Source organism: Desulfuromusa ferrireducens (assembly GCF_055389805.1).
Genome location: NZ_AP042415.1, coordinates 3594769 through 3607538, shown reverse-complemented (window position 1 = coordinate 3607538; position 12770 = coordinate 3594769). Strand labels below are relative to the sequence as shown.

Here is a 12770-nt window from a genome sequence, read left to right as displayed (position 1 = left end):
ATCTGTCATCTAGGGTTTGGATCGTCGCTATTCATTTTAAATATCCCATGAAATCAGTTAGATAGTATGTTTTTTCTCTTCTTATGGTTCGGTATGTTCTTTGCTCTTCATTGTTTGAATTAAAGTTTCCTTTCCTCGTTACAGAGGCACTACTAAATATGCTCAAATTGATAAAGTTGCTGCTTTTATTCACGCTGACTTGGTCGCTCTCTCTGCCGGTGAATGCCTGCTTCGGTCCTAAGTTGTACCTTGGGACCCCGGCGGGAGAGGACGGTGAGCTGTTGTTTCACTTGGCTGCCATTTATGTGCAGGAAAAAACTGGCGTTGAATCGATTCGGTTTGAATTTAGCGATGGGCAGGGCGCTGAAGATCTGTTGCGGCAAGAAAAAGTCGACCTGGCTTTTCATCCTTCTGCAAGTGAAAGCTGGAAGACTCTGTTGCAGGTGGGCAATGAACTGTTTTTGCTGAGTGGTCCGCGGCCAACAGACAACTTGCAATTTACCACTGTTCCTCGATCCTTGGCTAAACTTCAAACTCTGCTCACCCTGCAAGAGCTGACGGCTCTGCGCCGCCAGATCGCTGCAGGGGTCTTGCCGGCGACTGCGGTTCGTCAACTCTACATGCTGCGGGGATGGCTATGAAATATCTGCTGATTGTGCTGATGTCGTTGTTGTTCGGCTGCGTTGCACCGCAACCTGCTCGTCTGGTTGCTGATCCTTCATTGTTGCCGGAGATCGGTGGCACCCTTGCTGCTGATACGGTTCTGGCTGGCAATTACCAACTGGTGGCCGATTTGCAGGTTCCTGCAGGTGTTACCCTGACGATAAAACCGGGAACCACCATCTATATTCAGCCTTCGGACAGTACGAAAATTGATCCTGAGTTTCTTTCCCGCGAAGTTGAAATCCTCGTGCGTGGCAGCTTGATTGCGATCGGTTCCGAAGTTCAACCGATTGTTTTCAAGCCGGTAACGAACGATCCAGAGGCGATTGTCTGGTCTGGCTTGCTGCTGGTCGAGAGCGAACGGGTACAGTTGGAGCATTTGCTGATTGAACAGGCCGAGGTTGGTGTGCATTGCATTGCTGCGTCGCCGCGGATTCATTCTCTGCATATCCAGCGCTGCCGCTATGGGATACTATTGCAACAACAGAGCGCTCCGCAGATTAAGGATAGTTTGTTGACGGCAGGTGAGGCGGGTTTGTTCTGTTGGGACCAGAGTGCCCCGGTGGTCACCAATAGCTGGTTTACGCGCCATCAGGAAGAGGGACTTTATCTCGGTCGCGATTGCCGGGGGACTTTTTCCGGCAACCTGATTAAAGGGAACGATCGCGGGGTCGTGCTGCCGGTCGGTGCTGCTGTGGACGCTTCAAACCGTGTCAGTAGCAATCGTCAGGATTTTCTGCATTATCTCCAGGAGAACAATTGATGCTGCGACTATTGTTGTTCCTGCTGCTTTTACCGCTGCCGGCCGAGGCTCTGCTGCATTATCAAGGGGAGACCTCGCTCTTTCAGGATACTGTCTGGGAAGGGGAGGTGTTGGTAGACGGAATCCTGACGGTGGCGATGGGGGCGACGCTTGAAATCCGCCCTGGAACGACCGTTCGCTTTACCCGTTTCGATAGTAATTCCGATCAGATTGGTGAACACGAACTGTTTATTCAGGGACGCTTGCTCGCTCGTGGGACTGCTTCTGCGCCGATAATCTTCACCTCTGCCGAAAAAAAACCCCGGCCCGGCGATTGGGGGGCACTCAACATGATGATGAGCGAAGAAAGCCCGAATCTGCTTGAGCATTGTCGGGTCGAATACGCCTACCGCGGTTTTCATGCGCACTTCTCCAACGCCGAATTGCGTCACAGTCTGTTTCGTCACAATCAGCGCGCTGCACAGTTTCAAGAGTCGACGGTATTAATCGATGATTGTGAATTCTCTAGCAACTTCAATGGGCTACAGTTTAGAGATTCTACCGTCACGCTGCAGCGTAGTAAGATTTTAGACAATAATTGGGGGGTCCGAGCGGTTTATGTCAAATTGCACCTTGAGGATTGTCAGATAGCTGGTAATCGGATCAATGGTGTCAGTTTGCGCGATTCTGAGTTTGTTTTACTCGGTAATCAAGTCAACGGCAATCGGCGCGGCCTCTATCTGCAGCGCAGTCGTGGTGAGGCTCGTGGCAATCAGATTGGCAGCAACCTGGAACATGGCATCTATCTTGAAGATAGCCAGGTAGATTTGTCCTACAACCGGATCACTGATAATGGTCGTTCGGGGATGAAGGTTCAACAGGCCGGTGGTGAAATCATCAATAATCAGATTTACGCCAATCATCAGTCAACCTTGGTCAACGATGGCGGTGATGATTTCAATGTCGCTGCGAACTGGTACGGGAAAGCACCGCAGATTATCGATCGTAACTCACGCCCGGCTGTTGGTCGGATAATTGTTGCTCCACCGCTGACAACACCTGCAGTGACACCGCAGTAAATACATTTATGAAGTTTATGAGGTTTGATTTGTTTTCTCGTTTGATTATATCGCTGCTGAGTCTGTTGCTGATTTTATCGCTGACTGCCTGCCAGAATGCCGGTGAGCGTCCGGTGATGAAGATCGGTTATATGAATTGCAACAGTGAAGAAGAAACCCTCAACCGGTTTCGTCCGCTGACCAAATACTTGTCCGCCCAACTGAACATCGATTTTCAGGCGATCCCCGTCGATACTCAAGATTTCCCCGAGCGTTTCGCTGCCGGTGAGTTTGATTTTACTCATACAAATTCGCTGGTTTACGTCATTATGCGCGAGGAACAACAAGCTGAATTGGTGGCAACGGAAATGCGCGGTAATTACGGTTCACGTACCGCTGGTTCGATCATTGCCAAAAAGGGCAGTGGCATCGAAACCCTTGAAGATATTAAGGGCAAACGGATGATCTTTGGCCCGCAGTTGGCGCCAAGTGGTTTTCTTGCCCAGTATGACCTGATGCTGCGCAACGGCATCGATCCCGAATTGGATATCGCTTATTACGCCATTCCGTCCGGGTCTTTCAAACATGAAAAGGTCGTTTATGCGGTCTATTTTGGTGAGTATGATGTCGCCTCTGCGCCTTCGCTTGATCTGGAATTAATGACTCGCGACGGGAAGATCACCGCCGATGATTTCGTCATTCTCGGTCAGAGCCCGACCTTTCCCTATTGCACCTTCGGTGCGCGTAAGGATGTCGATCCACAACTGGTGCAAAAGTTCCGACAGGCGTTGGTCGATTTGACTACAGAGGATACGGTTGCCTACCAGGGCGAGCAGTTAAAGGTTCTCGCCTCTGCCTGGATCGACGGTTTTGAAGCCTTGCAGGATAGTGATTATGATCTGCTGCGGGAGATGGCCAAGCGGGCCAATATGCCTCCCTATCAGGAGTTTTAGACCTTGTTGAAAGATCGCTTCGATATTCTGCTGGCCGTTTTGCTGTTTGTCTGTGTGGCGGTGATCGGCAGCTTGCTGCTTGGAGGAGGCTCGCAGGCCTCGCAGCGAAATCTGGCAGTCGATAAAGCTATCGAACGGGACATGGCTTACCAGGCCAAGGTCAGTTTTATTGAGCGCATTTATGCTCCGGTCAGCACATTGCAAACGGCCGGGAAGTATGAATCTGCCCTGTTGAAGTTAGATGAGCTATCACGCCGGTACCCAGAAGAAGCGCATGGTGAGCTGTTACGTGGCGAGATCCTCCTCAAATTGGAGGTGCTACCGAAAGCGGTTGAGCATTTGGCGCGTGCGGTGCGGATGAACGGTGACTATGTTGATCAGCTCAGCCCTTTTTCGCGCCGTACGTTGATTGCTCAGTTGCTGGAAAAACAATTGCCAGTGTTAAAAGCAAAAGCGCAACAGCGCACATCTGCGGCAGCGCAAACGGCTTTGAAAAATCTCTTTTATCTGCAGGGGCGGATGGCTGGCGGGTGTGAATGATGCGTCAAGCACTCCGTGATCCACATACCTGGTTGGTGATGCTGGCCGGCGGCTTGCTCGGACTTTCCGGCGTGCTCCTGGCTATGTTAGGGAATCCACAAAATTCCGGTATCTGCGTTTCCTGTTTTTTAGAAAATAGCGCCGGTGCTCTCGGCTTGCATGACAATTCGCGCATGCAGTACCTGCGACCCGAGTTAATCGGGTTTGTTCTCGGCTCGACCCTGTCGGCAATCGGCTTTCGCGAGTTTTCTTCCAAAGGGGGCAGTGCTCCTTTACCACGATTGTTTTCGGGAGTCTTTCTGATCGTCGGCTGCTCGGTGTTTATTGGCTGTCCGATTAAATTGTTTCTGCGCTTAAGCGCCGGCGATTGGACCAGTTTGCCGGGGTTGTTCGGTTTGTTCGTTGGTGTCTGGCTCGGCTTAAAAGCCCTGGAAGTTGGTGTGCACCTGGGCAATGCTAAAAAAGAACGCGGTGGTTCCGGTTTTTTGATCCCGTTAGTTTTTTTGCTATTGCTCGGTTTTTTGCTGCTACGTCCCGGTTTTGTTCTGTTTTCCAGTCGTGGTAGCGCTGCCGAAGCCGCACCAATGTTGCTTGCTCTCGGGATCAGTCTGGTTTTGGGTGCTGTCGCGCAGCGCACCCGCTTTTGCATCACCGGCGGTTTGCGTGATTTGCTGGTCATGGGCCTGCGAGCGCCGCTCTTCTGGGGATTTTTGTTCTTTGTTTTGCTGGCCACTACCGGTTCTGTGTTGAGCGGTCAATTTAATCCTGGATTTTACGGCCAGCCGGGTGCGCATCAGGACATGCTTTGGAGTTTTCTCGGCATGTTGCTGGTCGGGTCGGTTTCTGTTCTGATTGGTGGTTGTCCGTTCCGCCAGCTGGTAAAAGCTGGAGAAGGGGACGCCGATGCGGGTCTGGTTGTGGTTGGTATGTTGCTTGGCGCTGGTTTGGTCCAATCCTGGCAACTGGCTGGAACGGCGGCTGGAGTTCCCTTGTATGGCAAAGTCGCGGTTATCGCCGGGTTGGCTTTTTTCTTGTTGAATCTGTTGTTGTTTCGCGAACGGACAACCGCTTAGTTTTTGAAAGGGTGCATTTTGGCTGTATTGCAACGAAATCCGCAGATTGTCTGGCGGCATGAGAAAAGACGCGAAGAGCAGGTGTTAAAAGAATTGGCAGAGGGAGGCGATGTTGAAGAGCGGGGCACGGTGATTCTGCTGCTTTCCGGAATGATGCATCAACTAAACCTGCTTGGCGGTATGATCTGGAACCTTTGTGACGGCACCCGGAGTGAAGAGCAGATTGTCGATGCGCTACTCGAAGAGTTTGATGTCGAGCGGGCAGAACTCGCTGTTGATGTGAATGATTTTATTCAAGACTTGTTGAAACGAGAGTGGCTGATTTATGGCTGATGCAATTACCGAACAGTTTTCTGCGCCCTTAACCATCAACTGGACACTGTCCTACAAGTGCAATTTTACCTGTAGCCATTGCTACAGTCGCGATGAAATATCTGAAGAGCTGCCGACGCAGCAGCTAAAGCAGATCGTCGATGTCCTGGTTGAGCGGCAAGTGCCATTTGTTAACTTCGGTGGTGGTGAGCCGTTGATCCGTGATGACCTGTTGGAAGTGACCCGCTATGCGACCAGTAAGGGCCTGAACGTTTCGATGAATTCCAACGGCTGGTTGCTCGATCATGTTTCTGCGCAGCAGCTCAAGGATGCTGGTTTTAAAAGCGTCGGCATCAGTATCGATAGTGCCAGTGGGGCCTCCCATGACGACTTTCGTAATAAGAATGGATCATTTGGGCGGGCAACGGCAGCCCTTGATGCTTTGCATGCGGTTGGCGTCAAGACCACCATGAGTTCAGTGATCTCACGAATTAATTTCAAGGAATTCAATTCTTTGCTCGATCTGGCCCGTAAGCATAAGGTTTCGCAAGTCTTCTTGCATAACTTCAAGTGTAGCGGTCGGGGCTTTAAGAATCGTGATGATCTTGATCTTACCCCGGAAGAATGGAAGGATTTTTACGTTGAAGCGTTGCGGGTTAAAAATGAGACCAAGGACCTGCTGATTTCTTTTGATGATCCGGTCATTGCATCACTGCCGGGCTACGAGGATAATTCCTTGGTGAAGGGAAGTAGCTGCGGCAAGTTATCGTTGCACATGCGACCCAATGGCGATTTAACCCCCTGTGGTTTCATTCCATTGGTAATTGGTAATATTTTAACGGATGATTTTGAGGATTTGTGGTACAATTCACCTGTTTTAAGCCATATGCGTAACAAAGAGGCCAAGGGTAAGTGTCAGGGATGTGGTGCTTATCAGGATTGTCTCGGCGGTTGCACGGCACGCGCTTTTGCTACAACTGGTGATTTCAGTGAACCTGATCCTCATTGTTGGAAATAGATTGATCAAGAAGCGTCTTATTAACCTGCACAGAACCTAGAAGGAGGTCCGATATGAAGAAGTACATCAAGCCCCGTGTGGTTGGTTCCTCAAACGTACACCCGTGTTAAGATCCTGGGGGAGGCCTTGTGCCCCCCCCAATTTCTTTGTCGTAGGAGAAAAATGGCTGTAGATTTACTTGATGCACCGTTACGTGTCAGTTGGGACCTCTGTGGTCAGGAAAATTCCCTGAACGAAGAGCAGATACTTTTGCTCGCTCAGCGGTTGATTGATGCCGGTGTTTTTTATGTCAGCTTGGAAAGTGAACCATTAAAGCACCCCTCAATTGTCCCCTTGCTGGAGAATTTGCTTGCCGGTGGCTGCCAGACAACGTTAGTGCTCACCGGGGATGCTTCGGAACTGCCCCTGCTTGAGTTGCTCCCTGCTGCGGTGACCCTGTCTGTTGATTGCGCCCCTTTTATCCGCGCGGGGAAAATTAATCTCGAAGCCTTGCAGCAAAGATTAAACTCACTTCGTGATGCTCAAAGAGAGCCCTCCTTGCTTTGGCTTCCTCGGCGAGGTGAGCTGCCGATATTGCTAGATTTACTGCATTTTTGTGCAGCCGATTCGATCGGTAGTTTTAAGTTGCCAAACCAGAAAATCAGTGCTAGTTCTGACCTGTCTCCGTCATCTTTTCTGCCTGATTGCAACGATCTTGAGCAGTTGGCGGGGCTGATTGCGTCCTCAGGACTCCCGAAAATCCCTAATCTTCATCTTGAAGTCCATGATTTGTTTCTCTGGGAACTGCTGCAACCTTTAAGCGGTGGGCAGAGAAGTGAGTACGGCGGTTGTCAGGCTGCTAACAGCTTGGGCCATATTGATGCTGTCGGATCTCTGTTGCCTTGCGCTTCATGGCCGGAGCATTTGGGGAGCCTCTTGGATGATGATTTGTGCAATCTCTGGCAATCGGCGCAGCGGTTAGGTGTTTGTGAGCAGATCAAGCAAGTTCCTGTCGGCTGTGAAAATTGTCGGGATTACCAGATTTGTTTTGGCGGTTGTCGTGGCTTGGCCAATTTTTGTCGTGATGATGGGGTAAAGAGAGATTTACTCTGTCCTGCACGACGCTAATGTTGAAAGTTAGGGTTGGATGAAAAAGTTGCTTTATCTCGATAATGCTGCCACCAGCCATCCCAAGCCGGAAACTGTTTATCGGGCGACCGATAGCGCTTTGCGGATGGGGGCCAGTGCTGGCCGTGGAGGACATCAACAGGCTCTTTCTGCCGAACGTCTGGTCTTTGAAACCCGCGAATTGCTGGCTGAACTTTTTAACGCAGAAGATTCAGAGCGTTTCGTTTTTACCGTTAACGCGACAACGGCGATTAATCAGGCCCTGTTCGGTTTGCTGGTTGCCGGCGACCGGGTCGTAACGACCTCGGTTGAACATAACGCCGTGACCCGCCCGCTACGTGCCTTGCAGGAGCAGGGTGTCGAGGTTGTTAAGGTTACTGCCGATCATGATTCGGGGATTGTTTCTGCCGAAGCGCTGAAGAGCGCTTGTTTAGCTGCCAAAACCCGCCTGCTGCTGGTCAATCACTGTTCCAATGTTTTCGGCTCGTTACAACCGATTGAAGGTCTGGGCGCGTGGTGTCATCAGCACGATATTCTGTTTATGGTAGATGGTTCGCAGTCCGCAGGATGCATCCCGATCGATTTTATGGCTTTGGCCGTTGACCTGTTTGTTGCTCCGGGGCACAAGGGGCTGCTCGGACCGCAGGGCACTGGATTCCTCTATGTTGATAAAAAGCTGCAGTTGACCCCAATCGTTTATGGTGGCACCGGGGGGAATTCGCACTCTGATCTGCCGCCCGAGCAATTACCGGAGCGGCTTGAGTGTGGTACTTTAAATCTTCCGGGATTGGCTGGTTTGAAAGCGGCTATCGAGTTTGTTATGCAGGTCGGAGTGGAGCAGATTCGTCAGCATGAACTGCAATTGCTCGAAGTCCTGCTGCAGGGGTTGCGGCAAATAGAAGGGGTGACTCTTTACGGTCCGGCGAAGATGGAGTTGCGAGGTGCTGCCGTTTCCTTTAGTATCCAGCATTATGATCCGGCTGAGATCGGCTTTATTCTCGATCAAGAGGAGAATATTTGCGTCAGGGTTGGCCTGCATTGCGCGCCAGATGCACATCAATCAATCGGTACATATCCGCAGGGAACTGTCAGAGTCAGCCCTGGGTATTTTACGACCAAGAGCGATATAGAGCGTTTTCTGCAGGCCATAGCTTGTATTTGCCAGCGCCGTCCTTGAGGGCTTTACTGGTTAAGGAGTAGACTGAATGGTAACGATGCTAAAATTACTTACCAGCGTATTGTTATTAACTTTTTTGTTCGCCTGCTCCTTGCCACCGGAGACACCGGTGACACGAAAGCAGTTGCTGGTGACCGGCGTTTACCGCGCTTATACGATTGAAGAATCTCCGGAAGAAATTCTTAACGCTCTCAATATGGAAGGGGAAGTTGTTGTCAGGGCGATGGAGGGGAAATATCCTGTCTACGTCAAGATTATGGCTACGGCGGAAGGGTTGATAATTAGTTCCTATGGGCGCTAACTCTGCATCTAAACTCTTTTTAGAAAGTTGAAATGCTATGAAAACTTATGTGTTAGACACCAATGTCCTGCTGCATGATCCTCAGGCGATCTATAAGTTTCAGGATAACATGGTGGTTGTGCCACTGACTGTTTTTGAAGAGATCGATCGTTTCAAAAAAGAGCAAAGCGAAACCGGTCGTAATGCTCGACAGATTTCACGTGTGATTGATGGCTTTCGAAATGAGTCCAGTCTGGTAGACGGCGTGCCGTTGGAAAATGGTGGTATCTTCAAGGTTGCGATCTACCGCGAGGAATTTCTTCAAAAATTACCACCTGAACTACAGAATGATCAGGGTGATAACCGGATTCTGGCTGTCGCCCGTGACTTGCAGGAAACCTCGCCAGAAGGTTCGGTTATTTTCATCACCAAGGATATCAATCTACGGATCAAGGCCGATACCATCGGCATGATCGCCGAAGATTATCAGAACGACAAGATTTCAGTTGATGAACTCTATACCGGCACCTCAGAATTGCTGGTCAGTCGCGAGCAGGTTGATCAGTTCTACGAGCTCGGAACGCTAGACCTGGAGGGGGAGTTTCAAGCCAATCAGGGACTGACTCTGATTGATGAGACCAATCCTTCACATTCGGCTATTGGCCGCTACGATGCCATGAATCAACAGGTTAGAACTCTGTTGCGTGTTCCTAAGGATGGTGTCTGGGGAATTCACCCGCGCAATCGCGAACAACAGTTCGCCTTTGACCTGCTGCTCAATGATGATATCCAGTTGGTTTCGTTGGTCGGTAAGGCTGGAACCGGTAAAACATTGTTGGCGATTGCCGCCGGTTTGCTGAAGACCGCAGATGAGAGTGTTTACAGTCGATTGCTTGTTTCCCGTCCGGTGTTCCCGATGGGACGTGACCTGGGGTTTCTGCCGGGAGATGTTGAAGAAAAACTGGCCCCTTGGATGCAGCCGATCTTCGACAATGTCGAGCTTTTGCTCTCGAGTATTGACGAAGGGGGCAAGCGCAAACGTGGCCATCGTGAATTGATTGACCTCGGTCTGATGGAAATTGAGCCGCTGACCTATATTCGTGGGCGGTCTATTCCGCGTCAGTACATGATTGTCGATGAAGCCCAGAATCTGACGCCACACGAAATCAAGACGATCATTACCCGTGCTGGTGAAGGAACGAAAATTGTCCTGACTGGCGACCCGTACCAGATCGATAATCCTTATGTAGATTCCTCCAGTAATGGCTTAACCTACGCGGTTGAGCGGCTCAAGGGGCAAGAGATTGCCGGGCACATGACTTTGAGTAAAGGGGAGCGCTCCCCGCTGGCAGAATTCGCGGCGAATTTACTCTAACAAAATCAGAAAAAACAAAGATGTTATTACTTGCGTTAGAAAGTTCCTGTGATGAAACAGCAGCGGCAGTGGTGCGTGATGGAAGAGAAATCCTCTCTAACCTGATTGCTTCGCAGGTCGATGTGCATGCTGTTTATGGCGGCGTCGTTCCAGAGCTTGCATCACGTCGTCACCTTGAGGTGATAAATCCTCTGGTGGAAGAAGCATTGCAGCAAGCCGGGGTCGCCAAAGAGCAGCTCGATGGTGTGGTTGTTACCCGTGGTCCAGGTTTGGTTGGGGCTTTGTTGGTTGGTGTCTCGTTTGCCAAGGCATTTGCCTATGCCAGCAAAATTCCAGTGCTCGGTGTGCATCATATCGAGGGGCACATCATGGCGATACAACTTGAGAAACAGATTGAATACCCGTTTCTTGCCGCGGCGGTTTCTGGTGGGCATACCCATCTGTTTCGCGTTGATGGTATCGGCCAATATCGCCTGCTCGGCAGAACTGTCGACGATGCAGCCGGTGAAGCTTTCGATAAGGTTGCCAAGATGCTTGGCTTGCCCTATCCTGGCGGGCCGGTGATCGACAAACTGGCACAGTCCGGTGATGATGGCGGCATTGTTTTTCCTCGACCGCTGTTGAAGAAAGATAACTGTGACTTCAGCTTTTCGGGGTTGAAAACCTCGGTATTGAATTATCTGCAGCGGCTTGACGGTCCGCCGGATGAAACGCTGCTGGCGCAGATTGCCTGCGCTTTTCAAACTGCCGCCGTTGATGTGCTGACGCAGAAATCCCTGCGCGCAGCCAAGGCGGAAGGTCTGACGCGGATTGTTGTCGCCGGAGGAGTGGCCTGTAATAGTGGTTTGCGCCAGCGATTTGCCGAACTGGCGACAGACAATGCCTTGGAAGTGCACTTTCCGTCACCGATTCTGTGTGCCGATAATGCTGCAATGTTGGCTGTTGCCGGAGATCACTACCTGACTCAAGGCTACAGCTCTGATTTGGATCTAAATGCTGTTTCCAGTTGGCCACTGGAGCAGGCAGGTGTTTTTTAGCGGGAAACGATCATGATGTGGCGGCGCCTCGGTTTTTTTCGACAGTTCAAGCTTAACCTGATCCGGTTGGTACGATTACGTGCCGAACCTGATGCTGTCGCGCGTGGCATGGCCCTCGGTCTGTTTATCGGTATGACCCCGACCTTCGGCATTCAGATGCTGCTGGCGCTGTTGTTTGCTTTTATTTTGCGACAGAACAAGATTGCCGCGCTTATTGGGGTCTGGAGTACCAATCCGCTGACCGCCCCTTTTATTTATGGTGCTGAGTATGAAGTCGGGCGCGTTTTGCTCGGCTTACCCCATCCCGAGACGGCACTGCAGTTTAATTATGCAACCATGCAGGAAATTGGTGGATTGGTCGCTTCACCGCTCTGTTTGGGGAGTATCGTTATCTCTATTCCGATTTCATTGATCGGTTATGCTCTGACGCTGCATTTTATCCCGGTGCTTCGGCAGTGGAAAATACAACGTTGGCCCCGTTCACAACAGAGTGAGAAGTCTTCTGAATGAGTTCTAGTGATTACCGTACAAAAAAACGCTTTGGGCAGCACTTTTTACATGATCGTTCCGTGATCGACAAAATTATCTCTGCAGCCAAACTTGATCCGCAGGAGGAGGTTGTTGAAATTGGGCCCGGCCTCGGGGTGCTGACTGATCAGCTGTTACCTGCCGCAGAGCATGTGCATGTCATGGAAATCGACCGCGACCTGATCGAACGGCTCGAGGCTCGTCAGGATCAGCGTTTGACGGTTCATGCCGGAGACGTCCTCAAACTGCCTTGGTCAGACCTTCTGCCGCGGCCACCATACACCCTTGTTGCCAATCTGCCGTACAATATATCCAGTCAGATCGTCTTCCGTTTTCTGGATCATCGCCAGTTGTTTCAGCGGATGGTATTGATGTTTCAACGGGAAGTCGGCGAACGGCTGGTGGCTGAACCGGGTGGCAAAGACTATGGCATTCTCTCGGTATTGTGTCAGCTCTGGTACGATATCGATATTGTCACTCTGGTTAAACCAGGTGCTTTTACGCCACCACCTAAGGTCGATTCAATCGTTCTGCATTTTCGCCCCCTGCAGCAACCACGTGTCGATCCGGTCAATGAAGAGTTTTTTCGCCGGGTTGTAAAGGCAGCCTTTACCCAGCGCCGCAAGACGTTACGCAACAGTTTGCTGGCTAGTGGCTTCAGCGTGGCAGAGATCGATCCTGCCTTAACTGCGGCCGAAATATCTCCGTCTCGTCGTGGTGAAACCCTATGCCTCGAAGACTTTTCACGCTTGACCCGCCAACTGTTTCGACCGGTTGATTAAAGTTCTCTTAATCTTTTCTTGATAACCTCCTTTTCATCGTTTATTATTTCAAAATATTAACTGCAGACAATGCTGTCAGCAGTTACAATATATTGATCTCATTTTGGAAATCCTCTTAAGGGAGC

Annotated in this window: 15 protein-coding genes; all 15 read left to right on the top strand. The window is 50.6% G+C overall.

All coding sequences use genetic code 11. The annotated features are described in order from the left end of the window. Positions 1 to 158: 158 nt before the first annotated feature. On the top strand, positions 159 to 641 hold the full coding sequence (locus ACZ5PT_RS16095) for a hypothetical protein (RefSeq protein WP_464264044.1): 483 nt from the start codon (positions 159 to 161) through the stop codon (positions 639 to 641). Then, a complete protein-coding gene (locus ACZ5PT_RS16090) occupies positions 638 to 1426 on the top strand; it encodes a right-handed parallel beta-helix repeat-containing protein (RefSeq protein WP_464264043.1) in 789 nt (262 codons plus the stop codon). Before ACZ5PT_RS16095 ends, ACZ5PT_RS16090 begins: the two co-directional genes overlap by 4 nt. Next, positions 1426 to 2484: a right-handed parallel beta-helix repeat-containing protein gene (locus tag ACZ5PT_RS16085; protein WP_464264042.1), complete on the top strand. Its 1059-nt coding sequence runs from the start codon at positions 1426 to 1428 to the stop codon at positions 2482 to 2484. The genes ACZ5PT_RS16090 and ACZ5PT_RS16085 overlap by 1 nt, the downstream gene beginning before the upstream one ends. A gap of 29 nt (positions 2485 to 2513) precedes the next feature. Beyond that, complete coding sequence (locus ACZ5PT_RS16080) at positions 2514 to 3416, top strand: phosphate/phosphite/phosphonate ABC transporter substrate-binding protein (RefSeq protein WP_464264041.1); 903 nt, start codon at positions 2514 to 2516, stop codon at positions 3414 to 3416. A gap of 3 nt (positions 3417 to 3419) precedes the next feature. After that, the gene (locus tag ACZ5PT_RS16075; protein ID WP_464264040.1) at positions 3420 to 3956 is read left to right on the top strand and encodes a hypothetical protein; all 537 of its coding nucleotides are present in this window, start codon (positions 3420 to 3422) and stop codon (positions 3954 to 3956) included. Next, the gene (gene yedE / locus ACZ5PT_RS16070; protein WP_464264039.1) at positions 3953 to 5029 is read left to right on the top strand and encodes a YedE family putative selenium transporter; all 1077 of its coding nucleotides are present in this window, start codon (positions 3953 to 3955) and stop codon (positions 5027 to 5029) included. The genes ACZ5PT_RS16075 and yedE overlap by 4 nt, the downstream gene beginning before the upstream one ends. Positions 5030 to 5047: 18 nt before the next feature. Beyond that, entirely contained in the window at positions 5048 to 5362 is a 315-nt protein-coding gene (pqqD, locus tag ACZ5PT_RS16065) for a pyrroloquinoline quinone biosynthesis peptide chaperone PqqD (RefSeq protein WP_464264038.1), read from the top strand. Further along, complete coding sequence (locus ACZ5PT_RS16060; protein ID WP_464264037.1) at positions 5355 to 6359, top strand: GeoRSP system radical SAM/SPASM protein; 1005 nt, start codon at positions 5355 to 5357, stop codon at positions 6357 to 6359. Before pqqD ends, ACZ5PT_RS16060 begins: the two co-directional genes overlap by 8 nt. A gap of 162 nt (positions 6360 to 6521) precedes the next feature. Beyond that, positions 6522 to 7466: an SPASM domain-containing protein gene (locus tag ACZ5PT_RS16055; RefSeq protein ID WP_464264036.1), complete on the top strand. Its 945-nt coding sequence runs from the start codon at positions 6522 to 6524 to the stop codon at positions 7464 to 7466. Between the two features lie 19 nt (positions 7467 to 7485). Then, positions 7486 to 8643 (top strand): aminotransferase class V-fold PLP-dependent enzyme, encoded by a 1158-nt coding sequence (locus ACZ5PT_RS16050; RefSeq protein ID WP_464264035.1) that lies wholly within the window; start codon positions 7486 to 7488, stop codon positions 8641 to 8643. Between the two features lie 28 nt (positions 8644 to 8671). Next, a complete protein-coding gene (locus ACZ5PT_RS16045; protein WP_464264034.1) occupies positions 8672 to 8944 on the top strand; it encodes a hypothetical protein in 273 nt (90 codons plus the stop codon). A gap of 37 nt (positions 8945 to 8981) precedes the next feature. Next, complete coding sequence (locus ACZ5PT_RS16040; protein ID WP_464264033.1) at positions 8982 to 10298, top strand: PhoH family protein; 1317 nt, start codon at positions 8982 to 8984, stop codon at positions 10296 to 10298. 20 nt (positions 10299 to 10318) lie between these two features. Further along, positions 10319 to 11335 carry a tRNA (adenosine(37)-N6)-threonylcarbamoyltransferase complex transferase subunit TsaD gene (gene tsaD, locus ACZ5PT_RS16035; protein WP_464264032.1) on the top strand — a complete coding sequence of 339 codons (1017 nt, stop codon included), beginning with the start codon at positions 10319 to 10321 and terminating at the stop codon, positions 11333 to 11335. A 12-nt stretch (positions 11336 to 11347) separates the two neighbouring features. Then, positions 11348 to 11845 (top strand): DUF2062 domain-containing protein, encoded by a 498-nt coding sequence (locus ACZ5PT_RS16030; protein ID WP_464264031.1) that lies wholly within the window; start codon positions 11348 to 11350, stop codon positions 11843 to 11845. After that, positions 11842 to 12645, top strand: coding sequence for a 16S rRNA (adenine(1518)-N(6)/adenine(1519)-N(6))-dimethyltransferase RsmA (gene rsmA, locus ACZ5PT_RS16025; RefSeq protein ID WP_464264030.1), 804 nt, complete (start codon positions 11842 to 11844; stop codon positions 12643 to 12645). Before ACZ5PT_RS16030 ends, rsmA begins: the two co-directional genes overlap by 4 nt. The last annotated feature ends 125 nt before the right edge of the window (positions 12646 to 12770 follow it).

Bases quoted from the DNA above. Each gene is read 5' to 3' on its own strand.
- ACZ5PT_RS16095 (WP_464264044.1), top strand. From the start codon at position 159: ATGCTCAAATTGATAAAGTTGCTGCTTTTATTCACGCTGACTTGGTCG.
- ACZ5PT_RS16090 (WP_464264043.1), top strand. From the start codon at position 638: ATGAAATATCTGCTGATTGTGCTGATGTCGTTGTTGTTCGGCTGCGTT.
- ACZ5PT_RS16085 (WP_464264042.1), top strand. From the start codon at position 1,426: ATGCTGCGACTATTGTTGTTCCTGCTGCTTTTACCGCTGCCGGCCGAG.
- yedE (WP_464264039.1), top strand. From the start codon at position 3,953: ATGATGCGTCAAGCACTCCGTGATCCACATACCTGGTTGGTGATGCTG.
- ACZ5PT_RS16060 (WP_464264037.1), top strand. From the start codon at position 5,355: ATGGCTGATGCAATTACCGAACAGTTTTCTGCGCCCTTAACCATCAAC.
- ACZ5PT_RS16055 (WP_464264036.1), top strand. From the start codon at position 6,522: ATGGCTGTAGATTTACTTGATGCACCGTTACGTGTCAGTTGGGACCTC.
- ACZ5PT_RS16050 (WP_464264035.1), top strand. From the start codon at position 7,486: ATGAAAAAGTTGCTTTATCTCGATAATGCTGCCACCAGCCATCCCAAG.
- ACZ5PT_RS16045 (WP_464264034.1), top strand. From the start codon at position 8,672: ATGGTAACGATGCTAAAATTACTTACCAGCGTATTGTTATTAACTTTT.
- ACZ5PT_RS16040 (WP_464264033.1), top strand. From the start codon at position 8,982: ATGAAAACTTATGTGTTAGACACCAATGTCCTGCTGCATGATCCTCAG.
- tsaD (WP_464264032.1), top strand. From the start codon at position 10,319: ATGTTATTACTTGCGTTAGAAAGTTCCTGTGATGAAACAGCAGCGGCA.
- ACZ5PT_RS16030 (WP_464264031.1), top strand. From the start codon at position 11,348: ATGATGTGGCGGCGCCTCGGTTTTTTTCGACAGTTCAAGCTTAACCTG.
- rsmA (WP_464264030.1), top strand. From the start codon at position 11,842: ATGAGTTCTAGTGATTACCGTACAAAAAAACGCTTTGGGCAGCACTTT.